The organism is Sphingomonas sp. GC_Shp_6 (assembly GCF_026540835.1).
GTDB lineage: Bacteria > Pseudomonadota > Alphaproteobacteria > Sphingomonadales > Sphingomonadaceae > Sphingomonas.
The window spans coordinates 24090-46142 of the sequence record NZ_JALNUO010000019.1 but is presented as its reverse complement, the minus strand read 5'-3'; the positions used below and the strand labels follow the sequence as shown (position 1 = coordinate 46142).

16 protein-coding genes are annotated in these 22053 nt (G+C 70.5%); 11 read left to right on the top strand and 5 right to left on the bottom strand.

Annotated elements, in window-relative coordinates; translation table 11 throughout:
• Positions 1 to 7: 7 nt before the first annotated feature.
• Positions 8 to 1204 (top strand): DUF2252 family protein, encoded by a 1197-nt coding sequence (locus tag OXQ95_RS16380; RefSeq protein ID WP_267382557.1) that lies wholly within the window; start codon positions 8 to 10, stop codon positions 1202 to 1204.
• Positions 1205 to 1339: 135 nt separating this feature from the next.
• Here OXQ95_RS16380 and OXQ95_RS16375 read toward each other — a convergent pair whose 3' ends face one another.
• The 3 genes from OXQ95_RS16375 to OXQ95_RS16365 are packed head-to-tail and all read right to left on the bottom strand — an operon-like array spanning position 1340 to position 4820.
• Positions 1340 to 1912, bottom strand: a complete 573-nt coding sequence (locus tag OXQ95_RS16375) for an ABC-type transport auxiliary lipoprotein family protein (RefSeq protein ID WP_267382555.1) — start codon at positions 1910 to 1912, stop codon at positions 1340 to 1342.
• Positions 1909 to 3552 carry an MlaD family protein gene (locus OXQ95_RS16370; protein WP_267382553.1) on the bottom strand — a complete coding sequence of 548 codons (1644 nt, stop codon included), beginning with the start codon at positions 3550 to 3552 and terminating at the stop codon, positions 1909 to 1911. The genes OXQ95_RS16375 and OXQ95_RS16370 overlap by 4 nt, the downstream gene beginning before the upstream one ends.
• Positions 3549 to 4820, bottom strand: a complete 1272-nt coding sequence (locus OXQ95_RS16365) for a paraquat-inducible protein A (protein WP_267382551.1) — start codon at positions 4818 to 4820, stop codon at positions 3549 to 3551. The genes OXQ95_RS16370 and OXQ95_RS16365 overlap by 4 nt, the downstream gene beginning before the upstream one ends.
• Before the next feature lie 281 nt (positions 4821 to 5101).
• Here OXQ95_RS16365 and OXQ95_RS16360 point away from each other — a divergent pair, with 281 nt between their 5' ends.
• From OXQ95_RS16360 to OXQ95_RS16335, 6 genes are all read left to right on the top strand, one after another.
• Positions 5102 to 8212: a helicase-related protein gene (locus OXQ95_RS16360; RefSeq protein WP_267382549.1), complete on the top strand. Its 3111-nt coding sequence runs from the start codon at positions 5102 to 5104 to the stop codon at positions 8210 to 8212.
• A 227-nt stretch (positions 8213 to 8439) separates the two neighbouring features.
• On the top strand, positions 8440 to 9195 hold the full coding sequence (locus OXQ95_RS16355) for a Crp/Fnr family transcriptional regulator (protein ID WP_267382547.1): 756 nt from the start codon (positions 8440 to 8442) through the stop codon (positions 9193 to 9195).
• 33 nt (positions 9196 to 9228) lie between these two features.
• Entirely contained in the window at positions 9229 to 10890 is a 1662-nt protein-coding gene (locus OXQ95_RS16350) for an MFS transporter (RefSeq protein WP_267382545.1), read from the top strand.
• Positions 10887 to 12023 carry an HlyD family secretion protein gene (locus tag OXQ95_RS16345; protein WP_267382544.1) on the top strand — a complete coding sequence of 379 codons (1137 nt, stop codon included), beginning with the start codon at positions 10887 to 10889 and terminating at the stop codon, positions 12021 to 12023. Before OXQ95_RS16350 ends, OXQ95_RS16345 begins: the two co-directional genes overlap by 4 nt.
• Before the next feature lie 32 nt (positions 12024 to 12055).
• Positions 12056 to 13441, top strand: a complete 1386-nt coding sequence (locus tag OXQ95_RS16340) for an efflux transporter outer membrane subunit (RefSeq protein ID WP_267382543.1) — start codon at positions 12056 to 12058, stop codon at positions 13439 to 13441.
• Positions 13438 to 14094, top strand: a complete 657-nt coding sequence (locus tag OXQ95_RS16335) for a hypothetical protein (RefSeq protein WP_267382542.1) — start codon at positions 13438 to 13440, stop codon at positions 14092 to 14094. Before OXQ95_RS16340 ends, OXQ95_RS16335 begins: the two co-directional genes overlap by 4 nt.
• A gap of 9 nt (positions 14095 to 14103) precedes the next feature.
• On the opposite strand, the gene OXQ95_RS16330 is transcribed toward OXQ95_RS16335, so the two are convergent.
• Both OXQ95_RS16330 and OXQ95_RS16325 read right to left on the bottom strand, forming a co-directional pair.
• Positions 14104 to 16992: a PAS domain-containing protein gene (locus OXQ95_RS16330; protein WP_267382541.1), complete on the bottom strand. Its 2889-nt coding sequence runs from the start codon at positions 16990 to 16992 to the stop codon at positions 14104 to 14106.
• 2 nt (positions 16993 to 16994) lie between these two features.
• Complete coding sequence (locus OXQ95_RS16325) at positions 16995 to 17906, bottom strand: CoA ester lyase (protein ID WP_267382540.1); 912 nt, start codon at positions 17904 to 17906, stop codon at positions 16995 to 16997.
• 143 nt (positions 17907 to 18049) lie between these two features.
• Here OXQ95_RS16325 and cyoA point away from each other — a divergent pair, with 143 nt between their 5' ends.
• The 4 genes from cyoA to cyoD are packed head-to-tail and all read left to right on the top strand — an operon-like array spanning position 18050 to position 21964.
• Positions 18050 to 18922 (top strand): ubiquinol oxidase subunit II, encoded by an 873-nt coding sequence (gene cyoA, locus OXQ95_RS16320; RefSeq protein WP_267382539.1) that lies wholly within the window; start codon positions 18050 to 18052, stop codon positions 18920 to 18922.
• A complete protein-coding gene (gene cyoB / locus OXQ95_RS16315) occupies positions 18919 to 20931 on the top strand; it encodes a cytochrome o ubiquinol oxidase subunit I (RefSeq protein WP_267382538.1) in 2013 nt (670 codons plus the stop codon). Before cyoA ends, cyoB begins: the two co-directional genes overlap by 4 nt.
• A complete protein-coding gene (locus OXQ95_RS16310) occupies positions 20928 to 21566 on the top strand; it encodes a cytochrome (ubi)quinol oxidase subunit III (protein WP_267382537.1) in 639 nt (212 codons plus the stop codon). Before cyoB ends, OXQ95_RS16310 begins: the two co-directional genes overlap by 4 nt.
• Positions 21563 to 21964 (top strand): cytochrome o ubiquinol oxidase subunit IV, encoded by a 402-nt coding sequence (gene cyoD / locus OXQ95_RS16305; RefSeq protein ID WP_267382536.1) that lies wholly within the window; start codon positions 21563 to 21565, stop codon positions 21962 to 21964. The genes OXQ95_RS16310 and cyoD overlap by 4 nt, the downstream gene beginning before the upstream one ends.
• The last annotated feature ends 89 nt before the right edge of the window (positions 21965 to 22053 follow it).

The following is a 22053-nucleotide window of genomic DNA, read 5'->3' as shown; positions in this document are numbered from 1 at the left end:
AGACCGCATGCACGACCCCGTCACCGCCCAGGACCGTATCGCCACGCTGGAATCCGCCCGCACGCTGAAGATGGCGCGATCCGCCCATGCCTATGTGCGCGGGAACACCGTCAAATTCTACGAATGGCTGGCCGCCTCGCCGGTCGCCGGGCGGGTGCCGATGGGCCCGGCGATCTGGATTTGCGGCGATTGCCATCTCGGCAATCTCGGGCCGCTGTCGGACGGGGAGGGGCATGTGGCGGTGCAGATCCGCGATCTCGACCAGACCGTGATCGGCAATCCGGCGCTCGACCTGATCCGCCTGGGCCTCTCGCTCGCCACTGCGGCGCGCGGCTCGGACCTGCCCGGCGTCACCACCGCGCGGATGGTCGAGGAAATGGTCGAGGGCTATGCCGGCGCGCTCCGTCGGTCGGACGAGGATGCACCCGAACCCGATGTGGTGCGATCGGTGAAGCGCCGCGCGCTCGGCCGGCGCTGGCGGCATCTCGCGCGCGAACGGATGGGCGCGGCCGAGCCCAGGATCCCGCTCGGGCACAAGTTCTGGGCGCTGGAGGATGCCGAGCGCGCGGGGCTGACCGCGCTGTTCGAGGATGCCGGCGTCAAGCGGCAGATCCTGTCGCTCCAGCCCGACAGCGCGGACCGCGACGTGCGGCTGATCGATGCGGCCTATTGGATGAAGGGCTGCAGCTCGCTCGGGCTGCTCCGCTATGCCGCGCTGATCGCGATCAAGGGCGCCAAGGGCCGCGGCGACTATGCGCTGGTCGACATCAAGGAGGCGATCGCCCCCATCGCGCCTGCCGCCCCCGGCGCGGCGATGCCGCGCGATCCCGCCGAGCGCGTGGTGGCGGGTGCGCGCGCGCTGTCGCCCTATCTCGGCGAGCGGATGATCGCCGGGCGGCTGCTCGACCGATCGGTGTTCATCCGCGAACTGGCGCCGCAGGACCTGAAGCTGGAGGTCGAGCAATTCTCGCAAGGTCAGGCGGTGAAGGCGGCGCGCTATCTCGCGCGCGTGGTCGGCAAGGCGCATGCGCGACAGATGGACGAGGCGCAGCGCGGCGCCTGGCGGCATGCGCTGCTCGATCACCGCGGCACGTCGCTCGACGCACCGTCCTGGCTATGGGACGCGGTGGTCGATCTGTCGGGCAGCCACGAGGCCGGGTATCTGGAGCATTGCCGGCGTTACGCGCTGGCCAATGCCGCCTGAGGCGTCCTTGGAGGTGATGCCATTATCTTCCTTCGTTCGCCCTGAGCCTGTCGAAGGCCCTGTAACCGCAGAGCAATTCCCGCCTGCGGGAAGCGTGTTTCGACAGGATCGGCACGAACGGATCGGATAATCGGATCAACCCGGCGTCACCCCGCCCTGGCCCCGGGCCAGCGCCGCCGCGATCGAATCCGCAAGCGCGCCCGTCATCGTCGCCAGCGCGGCGGTCTGTGCGGCGACGTCGCCTTCGCCCGCGGGCGCATCCAGCCGCAGCGCGTGCGGCCGGGCGGCGGGGCCCGCAAGCGACCAGCTCGCCTGCATCACGAAACGGTCGCCGATCCGGCGCAGGTCGAGCACGTCCACGGTGATCCGGCGCAGCCCGGCGGGGGCGGGGGCGTCGGGGAAGACGACGCTGCCGCCCGGCATCCGCGCGACCAGATCCTGCGTCAGCGCGGTGCGGAGCAGGCTGCCGGGCGGCGCGCTCCAGCGATCGAAATCGAGCACCACGATCCGGTCCGCCTCGTCGTGGCGCACCACCTCGAGCCGGTCGATCGCGAGCGGCACGTGCACCGCGGCGATCTGCACGGGAGCCGTGCCGCGAGGGGCCGCGGGTGCTGGCAGACCGGCGAGCGGCTCGATCGTCCAGTAGCGCGTCGGGCTGCTGCTGCACGCGGCGAGCGCGGGCAGGAGGAGGAGGGGCCAGCGTCTCACTTCGGTTCCTTTTTGCCGCGCAACAGCGCTTCGGGGTGGCGCGAGAGATAGTCGGTCAGCGAGCGGATCGACCGTGCCGCCTCGGTCAACTGGCGGATCGCCGCGGGCAGGTCGGCATCCTGCGCGCCGCCGCCGCCGCCCAGCGTCCGGTTCGCCGCGGCGGCGGCGCCCTGCGCCTCGGTCGCGGTCTGCTGGAGCGACTGAAGCAGCGGCCCGATCTTGGGGCTTGCCTGCTTCAGCGTCGAATCGAGCGTGCCTAGCGCGCCGTCGAGATGCGTCAGGCTGTCGCGCAGTTCGGGCGATCCGGTCAGCGTGCGCAGGTTCGCGGTGACGCCGCGCAGGTTCGCGCCGATCGCCGCGATCGGCAGCTGGTCGACCTTGGTCAGAATGCCGTTCACCTTGGCGAACATGTCGTCGTCGCCCGCCGCCGGTAGCCAGGGCCAGGGCGATCCGGGCCGCAGCCGCCCGGCGCCGCCCGCCTTGGGATCGAGCGTCACCGTATAGGCGCCGATGAACGGTGGCGACTGGGTGAGCTTCGCGCGCAGTCCGCGCGCCACCATCCGCGCGACGATGGCGTCCACCGCGTCGCGCGTAGGGGCGACGTGCAGCCGCGTGCCGTCGATCGCGATCGTGACCGGCGTGCGGATCAGTCCCGTCTCGGGCTCGAAGATCGCCTGCGTCGCGACGACACGCCCGACGGTATAGCCGCGCAGCATCACCGGCGCGCCCGCGAACAGCCCGCCGACATCGCCGCCCAGCGCCACCTGGTACAGGGTTTCGGGGCCGATCGGCGCGGCGGCGGCGGAGCCTGCATCGGGATAGAGCTGGAAGCGCGCATGCGGGGGCGCCGGGCTCTTGTCCGCGGCGTCGGCCGGGGTCTCGAAGCTGACGCCGCCCAGCGCCGCGATCGAGGGCGAGGTGAGCCGCGCCTGCAGCCCGCCCGCGGTGCGCGTGATCTGGAAGGCGTTGGCATCCCAGAAATGCGACGAGCGCGTGACGAGCTGGACATAGGGCTCGCGCACGAATGCATCGACCTTGAAGCCCGTCAGCCCCACTGGCCGGATGCCGGCGATGGTGCCGACCGGCACGCCGTGCGTGTAGATCGAGGTGCCGGGCGTGATCGAGACAAGATCGGGCGCGGTCAGCACGAAATGCCGCCCGGGCGTTCCCGCCACGATGACGGGTGCATCGCGCACCGCGACGAAATGCCGTTCTGGCTCGCCGGGCCCGGGTGCGACGCCGATGCTGGGCCCCGCCACCGCCGCGCGCAGCGATGCGATGTTGGTGAAGCTGGGGTTCGCGCCCACCACCCAGAGCCGCGTGCCCGTGCGGAACAGGCTTTCCTGCGCCGAATCGATCCGCAGCGTCAGCGCGATGTTGCGGTGATCGTCGGCCAGGCGGATGTCGGAGACGCTGCCGATTTCCAGCCCGTTGTAATCGACATGCGTGTCGCCGGTGCGCACGCCCGTGGCGGAGGGCACGATCAGCTCGATCGACACGCCGCGGTTCGTGAGCGCGCGCAGGCCCAGCCAGGCGGCGATCATCAGGGCCGCGATCGGGATCGCCCAGACGAGCCCGGGCCAGCGGCCGCGATGGACCTCGGCTTCGGTGCGCGGGCCGGCGTCGGCGGTGTCGGTCATGCGGTCTGCGGCCTCGGGGAAAGGGTTTGGGGGGCACGCGCATCCCACAACAGGCGCGTGTCGAAGCTATGCGTCGAAAACATCGTCGTGACGACCACCACGAGGAAGGCGGCCATGCCCGGCATCGCCTGCGCATGCGCGATCTGGTCGAACTGCATCAGCGGCACGAAGGTGGCGATCGCCAGCACGTCGACCATCGACCAGCGGCCGATCTCGTGGATGATATGGTGAAGCCGCGTCTTGAGCCGCCGGTGGCGGGTCGATCCCGTGTGGACGGACCAGAGCAGCCAGCACATGCCGACGAGCTTCAGCAGCGGGATGGCGAAGCTCGCCACGAACACCAGGGCGGCGAGACCCCAGAGCCCCGCCTGCGCCAGATCGACGATGCCGCCGAACACCGTATAGGGCGACGGATCGGTCAACTGGATCGTCATCGCCATCGGCATCAGGTTGGCGGGCAGGTAGAAGATCAGGCCGGCCGCGACGAGCGCCATCGTGAGCGCCACGCTGTTCGTCTTGCGCGTTTCGAGGCTGGCGCCGCAGCGCGGGCAATCCTGGCCCTCGGCCGATCGCGGCAGCACGCGCGCGCACGCCTCGCATGACAGCGCGGGGCCATCGGGCGCGGGCGCCTCGGGCAGGATCGCGCGCCACACCGCGCGTTCGTCGAGAAAGGCGCGCGTCAGCAGCGCGGTCACCGTCGCCGCCGCCATGAAGATCGCGCCGCCTCCCGTCTTGAGATCGAACAGCGCCCCCAAGCGGCCGTAGGCGACATAGATGCCGAGCAGCATGACCTCGGGCATCGCCCAGACGCCCAAGGTCTGCGCGACGCGGAACGCCGCCCCCAGCCGGGGCGAGCCGCGCCCGGCGCGCACCATGCCGAGCACGAAGGTGAGCAGCCCGAAGCGCAGTAGCGGCAGGATGCAGACGAAGACGAGCATCGCGATCGCGGGCAGCGGCCAATGCTCCTCCCAGAACAGCCGCACGCCCGAGACGACATGGCTCGCGCGCGAACCAGTCAGCAGCTCCACGCGGTAGAGCGGCATCAGGTTGGCGGGGATGAGGAAAACGAAGGTGGCGAGCGCGCAGGCCGCGCCGGCGCCGATGTTCGTGCCCCGCGTCCGCTCCAGCACGCTGCGGCATCGCCGGCAGCGCGCATCCTCGCTGGGGCGAAGGATGGGGACGGTCTGGATCTCGCCGCAACTGGGGCACGCGATCGCCCCTTGTCCCGCGACGGCGCGTGCGTCGGACCTTAGCGGAATATCAGCCACAGGACGATGATGACCGGGATCGGCACGCCCAACAACCACAGCAGACATCCCTTGCCCATAATCCCCATGCCTCGTTGCTCACACCGTCCGATCAAACCGTTACGGACCCAGGACGGTTCCGATCCCGGCGCGGTCTTTTCAGGCGCGTGACGGACCATACCGAGCGCGAGCGGTCCGGCATCGCCTATTCGCCTCCGGCCGGGAACGCGCGTGAAGCAAGCCACGTTATGCCCCTCCAATTCCCTGACTTTCCGGGATGAGGCCGGTGTGGGGAGATGACGATGGCGGCAGCGGGCGACGGCGGAACGGTGGAGATGGTGCCCGTGGCGGTGATCGCGGCGCGCCTCGCGGGTGAAGCCGGCGACATCATGTTCGCCGCCGCCGACGAGCAGCGCGCCGAAGCCATCGCCGCCGCGCTCGCGGCCTTCGCGCCCGAACGCACGGTCGTCCATGTGCCCTCGAGCGACGCGCTGCCGGGCGATGCCGCGCCGCCCTCACCCGCCAATGTCGGGCGTCGCGTCGCGGCGCTCCGTCGGTTGCGCACCGCGCTGGCGGTGGCGGACCGCGCGCCCGCGGCGCTCGTCATCACCGCCGAGGCGACCGCGATCCGCTATGCGGTGCCGGCCGCGTTCGACACCGCGCCGCCGCGTTTCGCGGTGGGCGACGCGCTCGATCTCGACCAGTTCGCCGAACTCGCATCCGGCCTCGGCTATGTGGCCGACGACCGGGTGGACGATCCGGGCGAGGTCGCGGTGCGCGGCGAGGTGGTCGACATCTTTCCCGCCGATCACCCGATGCCCGTTCGGATCGAGGTGGCCGACGGCCGCGTGACCGCCATCCGCGATTATGATCCTGTCACCCAGCGCAGCGAGGCGCCGCGCGACGCAGTGGAGATCGGCCGCGCGAGCGAGCCCGCGGTCGAGGCCGGGGTGGCGCTGCTGGATCATCTGCCCGGCGCCGCGTTCGGCATCGATGCGGACGGCGATGCGCGCCGCGCGCGGTTCCTGCGGATCGCGGGTGCGGCGTCCGGGCTGGTGGACGAGTCGGCGTGGCGCGCGGCGCTGGGCGGGCGCGCGCGGATCGAGCCGGTGGCGGCGGACGCGGTGCCGCGCTTCGTCGAGCGCCGCGATCCGCTGCGGGCGTTCGCGCGCTTCGCCAAGGAGGCGCTGGCGGACGGCCGGTTGCTGCTGGCGGGATCGCCGCGCGACCTCCGCTTCCTGGGCTCGCGGCTGAAGGCGGCCGGCGGTTTCACGCCCGTCGCCAGCCTTCGGGAGGCGCAGGCCGCACCGGCGGGCACCGCGATGACGTTGGTCGCGCCGGTCGATCGCGGCTTCGCGATCGCGGGGCTCACCGTCGTCGCGGGCGGCGACCTGCTCGGCGGCCGCGCGCGGGGCGACGAGATGGCGCCCGCCGCCGGCGCCGCGGTCTTCGCCGCCGCCGCCGAACTCCATGTCGGCGACGTAATCGTCCACGAAACGTTCGGCATCGGCACCGTAGAGGGGCTGGAATTCACCGAAGCCGAGGGCGACGCGATCGTCTTGGGCTATGCCAAGGACGGCAAACGGCTCGTGCCGGTCGCGGAAGCGGACCGGATCTGGCGCTATGGCGCGGATGCCGATGCGGTGACGCTCGACGCGCTCGACGGCAATACCTGGATCAAGCGGCGCGGCGCGATCGACGCCGCCATCGCCGAAAGCGCCAAGGGGCTGGCGGCGATGGCGGCCGAGCGCGACGCGCGCACCACGGATCCGATCGTGCCCGATCCCTCGGCCTATGAGCGGTTCGCGGCGGGCTTCGCCTTCACCGAGACGCCCGATCAGGCGCGCGCCATTGCCGCCGTCCGCGCCGATCTGGCGAGCGGCAAGCCGATGGACCGGCTGGTGATCGGCGATGTCGGCTATGGCAAGACCGAGGTAGCGTTGCGTGCCGCCGCACTGGTGGCGCTGGCCGGGCGGCAGGTCGCGATCGCCGCGCCGACGACGGTGCTGGTGCGCCAGCATCTGGAAACCTTCGCGCGGCGCTTCGAGGGCAGCGGGATCGGCGTCGCCGGCCTGTCGCGCCTGTCGAGCGCCGCCGAGAAGGCGCGGGTGAAGGCCGGCCTGGCGGACGGATCGATCCGCGTCGTGATCGGCACCGGCGCGGTGGCGGGCAAGGGCGTGGCGTATCGCGACCTGGCGCTCGTCGTGATCGACGAGGAACAGCGTTTCGGCGCGGCGGACAAGGCGAAGCTCCATGCGCTCGGCGCCGGGCATCTGCTGACGCTCAGCGCCACGCCGATCCCGCGCACGCTGCAATCGGCGATGGTCGGGCTTCAGGCGATGTCGGTGATCGCGACCCCGCCCGCGCGGCGCCAGCCGATCCGTACCGCGGTGCAGCCCTTCGTGCCCGAGACGATCCGCACCGCGCTGCTGCGCGAACATGGCCGCGGCGGGCAGAGCTTCGTCGTGGTGCCGCGGATCGCGGACATGGCGCCGCTGGCCGCGCGGATCGCCGCGCTGGTGCCCGAGATCCGGCTCGTCCAGGCGCATGGCAAGATGCCCGTGGCCGAGATCGACGAGGCGATGGTCGGCTTCGCGAACGGCACGGGGGACAGCGGCGGCGACGTGCTGCTGGCGACCAACATCATCGAGGCCGGGCTGGACGTGCCGCGCGCGAACACGATGATCGTCCACCATGCCGATCGCTTCGGCCTGTCGCAGCTCCACCAGTTGCGCGGGCGCGTCGGGCGCAGCGGCCGGCGCGGGCAGGTTCTGCTCACCACCGATGCCGACACGAAGGTCGCCGAGGCCACGCTGAAGCGGCTGCGCACGCTCCAGGCGTTCGACCGGCTGGGCGCCGGATTCGCGATCAGCGCGCGCGACCTCGATCTGCGCGGCGCGGGCGACCTGATGGGCGAGGCGCAGGCCGGGCACATGAAGCTGATCGGGATCGACCTGTACCAGCATCTGCTCGGCCAGGCGCTGCGCAGCGCGCGCGGCGAGACGGTCGACGAATGGACGCCCGAACTGCATCTGGGGCTCGCCGGGCGGCTGTCGGAGGCGTGGATCCCCGAGATCGAGGTGCGGCTCGCGCTCTATGGCCGGCTCGCGCGGCTGATGGACGGGGCGGCGGTCGATGCGTTCGAGGCCGAGCTGGAGGACCGGTTCGGCGCGATCCCCGACGATGCCGCCCGGCTGGTGCTGCTCGCGCGGATCCGCGTGGCAGCGCGGGCGGCGGGCATCTACCGGATCGATGCCGGGCCGGCGGCGATCGCGCTCACCCCGCGGCACAAGGGCGATGCGCCCGGGGGCTGGGTGGCGAAGGGCGATCGCTGGGTGCTCGCCCAGCGCATCGACGCCCCCGACGACCGCGCCGAACGCATCCTCGATCTGCTCGAGGCGATGGAGGGCTAGACCGGATGCCATCCGCGTGATCGATCACGAGATCCGTTCGTGCTGAGCTTGTCGAAGCACGCGCTCCGCAGGCATGCCTTTGCAATTGAGACCGGCCCTTCGACAAGCTCGGGGCGAACGGATCAAAGTAACGTCATCGAACTTTAGCGGCGCGATCCTTTGCGAACGTCGGCGGCCCCGTTGCGGCGAGCGGGCGTGCGTGGCATCGTCGGGCCATGATCGACCCTATGTCCCGCCTCCGGCCGAACGCCATCGTCCAGCGGCTGTCGCATTATCTGCCGCTGACCGCCGACGAACGCGAGGCGCTCGCGCTGTTCGAAAAGGGCGAACGGCGTCTGGCGCCCGGCCATGTGCTGCTGCACGAGGGCGGGCTCAGCACCTCGCTCTTCGTGGTGCAGCAGGGCTGGCTCCATTCGTCGCTGCGCCTCGTCTCGGGCGCGCGCCAGATCACCCGCTTCCATTATGCCGGCGATCTGATCGGCACGTCGAGCATCGCCTGGGCGCAGGCCTCGGCCACGATCACCGCGATCAGCGACTGCATCGTGTCCGAGGTGCCGAAGTCGGAACTGGGCCTGCTGTTCCGCACGCACCCGCGGCTCGCCGGGTTGCTCTATGCGGTGGCGTCGGCCGAGAATGTCGCGATGGGCGACCGGCTGACCGCCGTCGGCCGCCGCCCCGCGCTCGAGCGCATGGTGATGCTGCTGCTCGACATCTTCGCCCGGCTTCGCGCGACCGCAGGCGGCGTGGTCGACTCGATCGACCTGCCGCTCACCCAGACCGATATCGGCGATGCGATCGGCACCACCAAGGTGCACGTCAACCGCACGCTGCGCGAGATGGAGCGGCTCGGCATGATCGTGCGCAGCGGCCGGCGGCTGCGGCTGGTGGACGAGGCGGCGCTGGTGGCGATGACGGGCTTCGTCGACCGCTATGGCGAGGTCGCGACCGACTGGCTCGTGGCGGACGACACGATCGCCGCCTGAGCACCAGGCATGGCTTTGCGGGCCGATCCGGTTATGACGGCCGCCATGTTCTCGCCGATCCGCAACATCCTGCGCGAACAGGACTGGCAGTTCGCCGAGCACGAGCGGCCCGCCATTCCGGGATCGCCCGCCAACCCCGTGCACCGGCCGGCGGTGCGCCTCGCTTATGGCGCGATGGGCGTGCTGCTCGGGCTGACGGGCGGGTTCGGCACCGCGCTCATCTCGGTCAACCTGCCGACGCTGCAGGGCGGGCTGGGCCTCGATCCCGCCGAGATCGCCTGGCTGCCGACCGCCTATGTAATGACCAACGCGTCGATGAACCTGCTGCTCATCAAATTCCGCCAGCAATATGGCCTCAGGCCGTTCGCGATGATCTTCCTCGGCTTCTACGTGCTGTTCACCGCGGCGCATCTGCTGGTGCATGGCTTCGCGTCCGCGATCGCGGTGCGCGCGGCCAGCGGGATGGCGGGGGCGGCGCTCAGCAGCCTGGCGCTCTATTACATGATGCAGGCGCTGCCCGCGCGGTGGCGGCTAAAGGCGATCGTGATCGGGATCGGCATCCCGCAATGCGCCACGCCGATCGCGCGGCTGTTCTCGCCCGACCTGCTCGCCATGTCGCAGTGGCGCACGCTGTACCTGTTCGAGCTGGGGCTCGCGCTGTTGTGCCTTGCGGGTGTCAGCCTGCTGCGCCTGCCGCCCACCGAGCGGCGCCGCGCGTTCGAGCCGCTCGACTTCGTCACCTTCGCGCTGTTCACGGGGGCGATGGCGCTGGTCGCGGCGGTGCTGGGCGAGGGGCGTTACGTCTGGTGGACGCAGGCGGCATGGATCGGTTGGGCGCTGGCGGCGGCGATCCCGCTGTTCCTCGCCGCGATCGCGATCGAGCATCGTCGCGCCAATCCGCTGCTCAACACGCGGTGGCTGGGAAGCGCCGACATCTTGCGCTTCACGGTCGTCACCCTCATGGCGCGTATCGTGCTCTCCGAACAGACCTATGGGGCCGTGGGCCTGCTCAACGTGCTGGGCCAGAACAACGACCAGATGGGCGTGCTCTTCGCCATCATCTCGGTCGCGTCGGTGCTCGGCGTGGTGGCGAGCGCGGTGACGATCGATCCGGAGCGGCTGACGCACCCGATCATGCTGGCGATCGGGCTCGTCGCGGTCGCCGCCTTCGCCGATTCGCACGCCACCAGCCTGACCCGCGCGCCCGAGATGTACGTGACTCAGGGATTGATCGCCTTTTCCGCCACCTTCTTCATCGGGCCCGCCCTGCTGTTCGGAATGACCCGCGCGCTGAAGGAAGGGGCGGGCCACGTCATCACCTTCTTCGTGCTGTTCGGCATCCTGAACAGCATCGGCACGCTGGCGGGATCGGCGGCGCTCGGCACCTATCAGACGATCCGCGAGAAGGCGAACAGCGCCGCGCTCGTCCAGACGATCGACCCGACCGATCCGATCGTGACCCAGCGTCTCGCGGCCGGCGGCGCGGCGGTCGGCCGGGTGGTGGGCGATCCGGTGCTGCAGCGCGCGGAGGGCACCGCGCTCCTGTCGCAGACGGTCACGCGCGAGGCCAATGTGCTCGCCTATGACGACGTGTTTCGCCTGGTCGCGGCGCTGTCGGGGGTGACGACCGCCTATCTGATGTTCATCCTGTGGCGACGGGGTCGCCGCGCGCGGCGCGCGCTGGTGGCGGCATGACCGATCCCCGCGCCCCCGTCACCGAGGAACGCGCCGCCGAACGGAGCGCGCCCGCGGCCGCCAGTGCCGGCACGGGATGGACGCCGCCGCGGCCGGGGCGCGTGTCGCTGCTCGTCATCCTGCTGATCGCCATCGTCGGGGTGGGCGCGGTGCTCGCGGCGTGGCGGCTGCCGCCCTTTTCGGGCGCGCGGCAATCGACCGACAACGCCTATGTCCGCGGGCGCACCACCGTCATCAGCCCGCAGGTGAGCGGCTATGTGACGCGCGTGCTGGTGCATGATTTCGACACCGTCGCCGCCGGCCAGCCGCTCGTCACGATCGACGACCGGATCTATCGCCAGCGCGTCGATCAGGCGCAGGCACAGGTCGATGCGCAGGCGGCGACCTTGGCGAACAGCCGCCAGTCTGCGGCCTCGCGCGCCGCCAGCCTCGCCGTCCAGGATGCCGCGGTCGCCAATGCCGGCGCGCAATTGCTGCGCGCGCAGGCCGACATGAACCGGGTGAACGATCTCGTCACCGACGGCTCCGTATCCTTGCGCGAACGCGACCAGACGCTCGCCGCGCTCCGCCAGGCGCAGGCGCAGGTGCAGCAGGCGAAAGCCGCGCGCGACATCGCGCGCGCCGATATCCGCACCGTGATCGTGGGGCGCGGCGGGCAGCAGGCGGGCGTGTCGGGCGCGGAGGCGGCGCGCCAGCTCGCGCGGATCGATCTGGCCAATACCGTGATCCGCGCGCCGGAAGGCGGCCGGCTGAGCGAGGTGGGGGTGCGCGTCGGCCAATATGTTACCGCGGGATCGCAGCTCATGTTCCTGGTCCCGCCCGACACCTGGGTGATCGCGAACTTCAAGGAGGCGCAGACCGCGCGGATGACGATCGGCCAGCCCGTATCCTTCACCGTCGACGCGCTCGCCAATGCGCGGCTGACCGGCCGGATCGAGCGGATCTCGCCCGCCGCGGGGTCCGAATTCGCGGTGCTGAAGGCCGACAACGCGACCGGCAATTTCACCAAGGTGCCGCAGCGCATCGCGGTGCGGATCCGCGTCGATCCGGGTCAGCCGCTGCGTGCCCGGCTGCGGCCGGGCATGTCGGTGCAGGCCGATGTCGATACGACGGACGGGCCGCGGGTGCGGTGACGATCGCGGCTCCGTTCCGCCAACGATCCGCTATGCGGGCGACGGGCCTGCTGGCGCTCGCCGCGACGCTCGCCGCCTGTGCCGGGCCGCGGACGTCGCCGCCGGGCGCCGCCGCCGTCGTGCCGCCGCCCGCCTGGCGCACCGCGCTCGGGCCCGGCCAGCCGATCCGCGCCGATTGGTGGCAGGCGTTCGGCGATCCCGTGCTGACCGGGCTCGTCGACCGCGCGCTTGCCGACAACGACGATCTGGCGATCGCCGTCGCGCGCATCGAACAGGCGCGCGCCACCGCCCGCGTCGCCCGCGCCCAGCGCACGCCCGAGACGAGCCTCGGCGTGCCGACATCGGAGGCGCGGACGCTCGACGCCTTCGCCAACCCCTATACCGCGTTCGGCGTCTCGCCCGAAGTGAGCGTGTCGTACGATCTGGATCTCTTCGGCCGCCTCCGCGCGTCGAGTGCTGCGGCCCGCGCGCAGGCGCTCGCCAGCGTCGGCGCGCGCGACGCGGTGCGGCTGGCGGTCGCGAGTGCGGTGGCGACTGGCTATATCGGGCTGCGCGCGCTCGACCTGCGGCTGGCGGTCGCCCGGCAGACGCTGGCGGCGCGGGGCGAAGCGCTGCGGATCGCGCGCCGCCGCGCGGAGACGGGCTATACCTCCAATCTCGAGCTGCGGCAGGCGGAGGGCGAATATCACGCCACCGAGCAGCTCGTGCCGCAGGCGCAGCTCGCGATCACGCGCGCGGAGGATTCGCTGAACCTGCTGATCGGCAGCGTTCCCGGCCCGATCCCGCGGGGGTTGCCGCTCGACCGGCTGCAGCCCCCGCCGGTGCCGGACGGCCTGCCCGCCGATCTGCTGCGCCGCCGCCCCGATCTCTATCAGGCGGAGCAGAATCTGGTCGCCGCCGATCGCAGCCTGGATGCCGCGCGCGCCGCGCTGCTGCCGGACGTGTCGCTGACGGGATCGGTCGGCGTGCTGTTCTCGACGATCCTCGCCAATCCGATCGGCGTGTTCTCGCTGGGCGGCAGCGTGCTCGCGCCCGTCTTCGACGGCGGTCGCCGCCGCGCGCAGGCGGATGCGAGCGCGGCCGCGCGCGACCAGGCGGCGTTCGCCTATCGCCGCGCCGCGATTGCGGCCTTTCGCGACGTGGACGATGCGCTCGCGGGCGTGCAGCGGTCGGGCCAGCAGGCAGTCGCCCTGACCGGCCAGCGCGATGCGCTTGCGGCGGCGCTGCGCAACGCCTCCAACCGCTACCGCGCCGGCTATTCGGGCTATATCGACCAGCTCGACGCGCAGCGCGGCCTGCTCTCGGCCCAGCTCGCGCTGGTGCAGGCGACCGCCGACCGTCTCGACGCCTATGTGGCGCTCTATCAGGCGCTGGGCGGCGGCTGGAGCGCGGCGGACGTGACGGCGACGCGGCGATGATCCCGCGCGTCCTGCTCGACAGCGCGGCGGTGCCGGGCGGCGGCGAGCTGCGGCTCTATCGCCGCGGCGACGAATATTCGATCATGCTCGGCGGCAACGAGCTGATGAACAGCCGATTGAGCGGGTCCGAAGAGGCACTCGCGACGCTGGGCTGCGCCGCGCTCGGCCCGGACGCGCGGGTGCTGATCGGCGGCCTTGGCATGGGCTTCACGCTGCGGGCGGCGCTGGCGATGCTCGCCCCCGATGCCGCCGTCACGGTGGCCGAGCTGGTGCCCGCCGTCATCGCATGGGCGCGCGGGCCCATGGCCGGGATCTTCGCGGGCAGCCTCGACGATCCGCGCGTCGACGTGTTCGAAGGCGATGTCGGCGACGCGATCGGGCAGGGCGGGTGGGACGCGATCCTGCTGGACGTCGACAATGGCCCGGATGGGCTGAGCCGCCCCGGCAATGATCGCCTTTATGGCGCCGCCGGGCTCGCACGCGCGCGCACTGCGCTGCGGCCGGGCGGTGCGCTCGCGATCTGGTCCGCGGCGCCCGATCGGCGCTTCACGGCGCGGCTGGGCGATGCGGGATTTACGGTCGACGAGCACGACGTCCGCGCGCGCGGCGCAAGGGGCGCGCGCCACCGGATCTGGCTGGCGCGGCGCCTCTGACGCGGTCCGCTACCCGCCCGCGTCGATCAGCGCCTTGATCCGCGCCGCCAGCGCTTCCATCGCGAACGGCTTGGTCATCACGTGCATCCCCGCATCGAGATGCCCGTTGCCGACCACCGCATTCTCGGCATAGCCGGTGATGAACAGGATCTTCAGCCGGGGGCGATGGACGCGCGCGGCATCGGCCATCTGGCGGCCGTTCATGCCGCCGGGCAGGCCGACATCGGTGACGAGCAGATCGATCCGCACGTCCGATTCCAGGATCTTGAGGCCAGCGGCGCCGTCGCCCGCCTCGATCGCGGCATAGCCCAGCTCCTCGAGCACCTCGACCACCAGCATCCGCACCGTCGGTTCGTCGTCCACCACCAGCACCGTCTGCCCCGCGACGGCGCGCGGGGCATCGGCGAGTTCGGCGGGATCTTCGGGTTCCTCGGCAGGGCCCAGGTGGCGCGGCAGGTAGATGCAGATCAGCGCACCGTCGCCCACCTCGGAATAGATCCGCACCTGCCCGCCCGACTGGCGCGCGAAGCCGTAGATCATCGACAGGCCGAGCCCGGTGCCGACGCCGATCGGCTTGGTCGTGAAGAACGGATCGAACGCCTTGCCAATGACGTCGGGTGTCATCCCGGTGCCGGTGTCCGAGACGCACAGCGACACATATTGGCCCGGCGGCAGATCGCGTTCGCGCGCCGCGCGCTCGTCGAGCCAGCGATTGCCCGTCTCGATCGTCAGCCGGCCGCCATCGGGCATTGCGTCGCGCGCGTTGATGCACAGATTGAGTAGCGCGTTCTCGAGCTGGTTGGGATCGACCAAAGTCGGCCACAGGCCGCCCGCGGCCACCACCTCCAGCTCGACCGACGGGCCGACCGTCCGGCGCACCAGCTCCTCCAGGCCCGCCACGAGGCGGTTCACGTCGGTCGGGCGCGGGTCGAGCGTCTGCCGCCGCGAAAAGGCGAGCAGCCGGTGGGTGAGCGCGGCGGCGCGCTTGGCGGCGCCCTGCGCGGCGAGCGAATAGCGCTCGACGTCGCTCAGCCGCCCTTGCGCCATCCGCACGCTCATCATCTCGAGGCTGCCCGAGATGCCGGTGAGCAGATTGTTGAAATCATGCGCCAGGCCACCGGTCAGCTGGCCGACGGCCTCCATCTTCTGGCTCTGGCGCAGCGCCTCCTCCGCCTTCATCAGGTCGTGCGTGCGCGCCGCGACCTGCTCTTCCAGCGTGTCGTTCAGCTCGGCCAGCCGCGCGGCCTGGCGCTTGGCGTCGTCGATATCGGTGTTGGTGCCCACCCAGCGGGTGATCGCGCCATCGGCGCCGCGCACCGGCTCGGCGCGGACGAGGAACCAGCGATATTCGCCGGCGACGCTGCGGATTCGGAATTCGGTTTCGTAGATGGCGCCGGTGTCGAGCGACCGGGTCCATGCCTGCGCGGCGCGGGCGAGATCGTCGGGATGGATCACCGCGGGCCACGCCTCGGGCCCGTCGAGCGAACCCGGTTCCCAGCCGCCATAGGCATAGACCTGCTCGTTGAACCAATAGAGATGGCCATCGGCATGCGCCGCCCAGATCTGGTTGGGCACGGCTTGCGCGAACACGCGGAACTGCTCTTCGCTCTCGCGCAGCCCCGCCTCCGAACGGACGCGTTCGGTGGCGACGCGCACGCGTTCGGCCACTTCGCGGATCAGCAGGAGATCGTCCTCGGTCCAGACGCGTGGGGAGGCATGGTTGGCGTAGATCAGCGCCACGAAGCGGCCCTGTTCGAGAAGCGGCATGTTGACGAAGGATTGCGCGGCGATCCGCTTCAGCGCGGCGGCGGTGTCGCGCGTGCGCGGATCCTGTTCGGCATCGGGCACCACGACGGTCGTTCCGGCCTTCAGATCGTCGATATAGGTGCCGTAATCGCGGAAATGCAGCACGCCGGCGATCGTGCTCACGCCCGGCGCGTTCCAGTCGCGATCGATCGTGATCGTCTCCGCCACCTTGTCGATCACGCCGTATCCGGTGCGGCTCACGTCGAGCGTGCGGCCCAGCACTTCGCAGGAGACATAGGCGATCTCGGTCGGATCGGTCAGGTCGCGGATGCGGTCGCTGAGGTCGAGCAAGGTCGCCTGGCGCGCATCGGCGGCCTTGCGGTGCGTGATGTCGAAGCTGACGCCCGGGAAATGCAGCGGGCTGCCGTCCGGGTTGAACGAGCACCGCCCCTCGGCGGCGGCCCAGCGGATCGAGCCATCCGCCTGAACGAGCCGGTATTCCTCGCGGAAGAGCGCGCCCGTCGTCAGCGCGCGATCGACCGACGCCTGGACGCGGGGCCGGTCGCCCGGATGGATGCCGGCGAAGAATTCGCTGATCGGCGCGCCAGCGGCGGCGCGTTCGGGATCGACGCCGTAGAGCGCGGCGAAGCGTGCGTCCGACGTCACCCGGTCGCTCGCCACATACCAGATCCAGGTGCCGACGCCGTTTCCGGCCGACAGCGCCTGGTTCAGCTGCTCCTGGCTGTCGCGCAGCGCCTGCTCGCTGCGGCGCCGTTCGGAGATGTCGTCGAACACGATCGCGATCCGGTTCTGCCCCGGCTCGCCCACGCGAAACGCCTGCACGTCGAACCATCGGTCGAGTGCCGCCACCCGATCCTCGAACCGGGCGGGCTTGCCCGTCCGCGCGACGGATCCATAGACGTCGAACCAGCGCCGTTCGAGATCGGGAACGAGTTCGCTCGCCGTGCGGCCCACCGCGTCCACGAGCCCGGTCGCGCGTTCGAAGGCGGGGTTGACGTCGATGAACCGGTAATCGGTCGCGCGATCGTCCGCGAACAGGACTTCGACGATGCAGACGCCGGTGTCGATCGCCATGAACATCGCCCGATAGGAATCCGCATCGGGCATGGTGGCGAGAGGCGCTTCGGTCATCGTCATTCCGGATCGTGGCTGGCAGGGCGCGTAGCGAAAGGCAGTCCCGTCCCCAAACTCCGGACAGGGGCAGACGATCCGGCGATCGCGACGAGGCGTTCGGCCTCGGCCAGGTGCAGCCGCTCCACCATCGCGCCACCCAGCCGGATCGCGCCGCGCCCGTCGGCGGCGGGATCGGCAAAGGCGGCGATCACCGCGCGGGCCCATTCGAGCGTCGCGGCGTCGGGCGCGAAGGCCGCGTTGGCGGCGGCGATCTGCGCCGGGTGGATCAGCGTCTTGCCGTCGAACCCCATCGCCGCTCCTTGCGCGCATTCGACCGCCAGCGCCTCGGCATCGTCGATCGCGTTGGACACGCCGTCCAGCGCGATCATGTTGCCGGCGCGCGCCGCGCATATGGTGAGCGTCAGCGCGGGCAGCAGCGGCGTGCGGGTGGCGCCGGGCGTGCAGCGCATCTCCTTGGCGAGGTCGTTGCCGCCGAACACCAGCGCGCTCGTGCCGGTGGGCGCCGCCGCACACGCGAGCGCGCCCAGATCGAGGATCGCGGCACAGGTCTCGATCATCGCCCACACCTCGGGGCCGCGATCGCCGAGCGCCGCGCGCGCCGCGTGCAGTCCCGCCGCATCCGCCACTTTGGGGAACAGCACCGCATCCGGCGCGACGCTCGCGAGCGCCGCCAGATCCTCGGCATGCCACGGCGTGTCCGCGCCGTTCACGCGCACCACCAGCCGGCGGTGCCCGAACCCGCCGTCGCGCACCGCTGCCACCGCCTGGTCGCGGGCGCGGGCCTTCTCCTCGGGCGCCACCGCGTCTTCCAGGTCGAGGATCACCGCGTCGCAGGCGAGGCTGCGCGCCTTGGCGATCGCGCGGGCGTTGGAGGCGGGCATGTAGAGCGCGCTGCGAAGGGGGGATGGCATCCGGACGTTCTTAATCCGATGAACCGATGCGGCAAGACTTGCGCGTCACGCAACCCATGTTGGCATGACGACGGGTGGCGTCCGCCGGCATGTACGGCTATCATACTGCGGTGCAACGCCGTTTTTCCCTTCTTCGGTGCGCCGTGTCCAGCCGCAGCGCGCTCAGGTGGGTCGCGCCCGCGACATGTCCTCTCCTGACGGGTTGCGGGCAGGGCGTGCTGGATCCGGCGGGCCCGGTCGCGGCGGGAGAGCGGCTGCTGCTCTTCAACTCGCTGGCCATCATGCTCGCGATCGTCGTGCCGGTGATCGTGCTGACGCTTGCCTTCGCCTGGTGGTTCCGCGCCGGCAACACCCGCGCCCGGCACTTGCCCGATTGGTCCTATTCGGGCCGGCTGGAGCTGCTCGTCTGGTCGATCCCGGCGCTCGTCATCATCTTCCTCGGCGGCCTCGCCTGGATCGCCAGCCACGACCTCGATCCCGCGCGGCCGATCCCCGGCCGCACCCGGCCGATCGAGGTGGAGGTCGTGGCGCTCGACTGGAAATGGCTGTTCATCTATCCCGACCAGGGCATCGCCAGCATCAACCGGCTGGCGATCCCGGTCGGCACGCCGGTGCATTTCCGGATCACCTCGGCGACCGTCATGAACAGCTTCTTCGTGCCGCAGCTCGGCAGCCAGATCTATGCGATGTCGGGCATGGAGGCGCAGCTCAACCTGCGTGCGGACCGGATCGGGCGCTTCCACGGAATCTCCGCGCATTATAGCGGCAAGGGCTTTGCCGACATGACGTTCGCGGTGGACGCGATGCCGCCGGCGCAGTTCGCGAACTGGGTCGCGGGCACGCGGGCGGCCGGGCGCACGCTCGATGCGCGCGCCTATCTGCAACTGGCGCGGGTGCATGCCAGCGCGGCGCCCGTCACCTTCGGGCAGGTCCAGCCGCATCTCTTCGAAGCGGCGATCCGCCAGGCCGGCACCGCCACCGCCAAGACCGCGCAGGACGGACGGGAGGATCGATGACCCTATTCGGTAAGCTCGGATGGGACGCGATCCCGTTCGACCAGCCGATCCCGCTGGTCGCGGCGGGGCTCGTCGGCACGGTGCTGCTCGGCGTGCTGCTCTGGGTCTGGCGTGCAGGGCATATCCCCTATCTGTGGCGCGAATGGATCACGAGCGTCGATCACAAGCGGATCGGCGTGATGTACTGCCTGTTCGCGCTCGTCATGCTGGTGCGCGGCTTCGTCGATGCGGCGATGATGCGCGCGCAGCAGGCGGTGGCGATGAACGCGCCGGGCTATCTGCCACCCGACCATTACGACCAGATCTTTTCCGCGCACGGCACGATCATGATCTTCTTCGTGGCGATGCCGTTCATGATCGGTCTCATGAACTTCGCGCTGCCGCTCCAGCTCGGCGTGCGCGACGTGGCGTTCCCGACGCTCAATTCGGTGTCGTTCTGGCTGACCGCGAGCGGCGCGCTGCTCATCAACATGAGCCTGATCGTCGGCGAGTTCGCGAAGACGGGCTGGGTGGTCTATCCGCCGCTGTCCGAGCTCCGCTTCTCGCCGGGCGTCGGCGTCGATTATTATCTCTGGGCGCTGCAGATCTCGGGCGTGGGCACGCTGCTGTCGGGGGTCAATCTCGTCACCACCATCCTCAAGCTGCGCGCGCCCGGCATGGGCTATACGCGCATGCCGATGTTCTGCTGGACCAGTCTTGCCACCAATCTGCTGATCGTCGCGGCCTTCCCGATCCTCACCGCCACGCTCGCGATGCTGATCCTCGATCGCTATCTCGGCTTCCACTTCTTCACCGGCGATGCCGGCGGCAACCAGATGATGTTCGTCAACCTCATCTGGGCCTGGGGCCATCCGGAAGTCTATATCCTGATCCTGCCCGCGTTCGGCATCTTCAGCGAGGTCGTCTCCACCTTTTCCGGCAAGCCGCTGTTCGGCTATCGCTCGATGATTATCGCCACCATGGCGATCTGCCTGCTCGCCTGGATGGTGTGGCTGCACCATTTCTTCACCATGGGCGCGGGCGCCGACGTGAACGGCTTCTTCGGCGTGACGACGATGATTATCGCGGTGCCCACGGGGGTGAAGATCTTCAACTGGCTGTTCACCATGTATGGCGGCCGCATCCGCTTCTCGGTGCCGATGCTGTGGTCGATCGGCTTCATGGTGACGTTCGTGATCGGCGGCATGACGGGCGTGCTGCTCGCGGTGCCGCCCGCCGATTTCGTGCTGCACAATTCGGTGTTCCTCGTCGCGCATTTCCACAACGTCATCATCGGCGGCGTGCTGTTCGGCGCGTTCGCGGGCTATACCTACTGGTTTCCCAAGGCGTTCGGCTTCCGCCTGCACGAGGGCTGGGGCAAGGCGGCGTTCTGGTTCTGGATCATCGGCTTCTACGTCGCCTTCATGCCGCTCTATGTGCTGGGCCTGATGGGCATGACGCGGCGGCTGCAGCATTACGACGTGCCCGAATGGCAGCCCTGGCTTCAGGTCGCGGCGCTGGGTGCCGCGCTGATCGCGTGCGGCATCGCCTGCCTCGCCATCCAGCTCTACGTCTCGATCCGCGACCGCGAGGCGCTGGCCGACACGACGGGCGATCCGTGGGACGGCCGCAGCCTGGAATGGATCACGACCTCGCCGCCGCCGGCGTTCAACTTCGCGGTGCTGCCCGACGTGCGCGGCGAGGAGGCCTATTGGAGCATCAAGTCCAAGGCGCGCGACACGCAGCGATTGAGCGAGCGGCCCGACTATGCGGCGTTCGAGATGCCGCAGAATTCGCCGACCGGCTTCGTCACCGCCTTCTTCGCGACCGCGCTGGGCTTTGCGATGATCTGGCACATCTGGTGGCTGGTGGGGCTTGGGTTCCTGGGCGCCTGGGCCACTTTCGTGGTCTTCGCGTGGCGCAACGAGACCGAATATGAGATCTCCGCCGAAGAGGCCAAGCGCCTCGACGACGAGCGGCGGCGTGCGAAGGCCGCGATGCTCGGCCTGTCGCCGGATGCGGTCGCATGAGCGCGGCATCGACCCAGGGCGATCCGCACCGGTTCGGCCGCGGCGACACGCCGCTGAGCGAGCGCGGCCCCGCGCCCAAGCGGATCGTCGTCTCCTACGGCTTCTGGATCTTCCTGCTTTCCGACTTCATCATGTTCTCGGGCTTCTTCGCGGCCTATGCGGTGCTGTCCGGGGAAACCGCGGGCGGCCCCGGCGGCAAGGACCTGTTCGAGCTGCCGCTGGTCGGGGTGGAGACCGTGCTGCTGCTGCTGTCCAGCTTCGCCTGCGGCATGGGCGGCATCGCGATGCAGGCGAAGAGCACGCGCTGGTTCCAGGTGGCGATGGCGGCCACCGCGCTGCTCGGCGCGGGCTTCCTGGCGTGCGAGCTTCATGAATTCACGCATCTGATCGGGGAAGGCGCGGGGCCGTCGCGCAGCGCGTTCCTCTCCAGCTTCTTTGCGCTCGTCGGCTGTCACGGGCTTCACGTCACGCTCGGTCTCGTCTGGCTGACGACGATGATGGCGCAGGTCTGGGCGAAGGGCTTCCGCGCGGATATCGAGCGGCGCGTGCAATGCTTCATGCTGTTCTGGCACGCGCTCGACATCATCTGGGTGGCGTTGTTCACCGTGGTCTATCTGCTGGGGATGCGCGCATGAGCGAGGAACGGCGCGAGCATGCGCGCGGCGAGGCGGATTCGGCGCCGGGCGAGGGGCAGGATCATGACACGATCGCGGGCGGCGTGCGCGGCTATGCGATCGGCCTCGGTCTTGCGGCACTGCTGACGGCGGCGTCGTTCGTCCTCGTCGGCACGCACGGGCTCATCTGGGGCCCCGGCGTGCCCGTCGCGCTGATCGCACTGGCGATCGGGCAGATGGGCGTGCACCTCGTCTTCTTCCTGCACATCACGACCGGGCCCGACAACACGAACAACACGCTGGCGCTGGCGTTCGGCGTGCTGATCTGCGCGCTGGTGCTGATCGGATCGGTGTGGATCATGGCGCATCTGAACCACAATCTGATGCCCGCCGACATGATGCGCGGGATGCAGCGCTGACCAGATTGATCGGAGGCGGGTCCAACGCTCTCCGCGCTCGTGCCTTCGCATTCGGTACAGGCCCTTCGACGGGCTCAGGGCGAACGGGG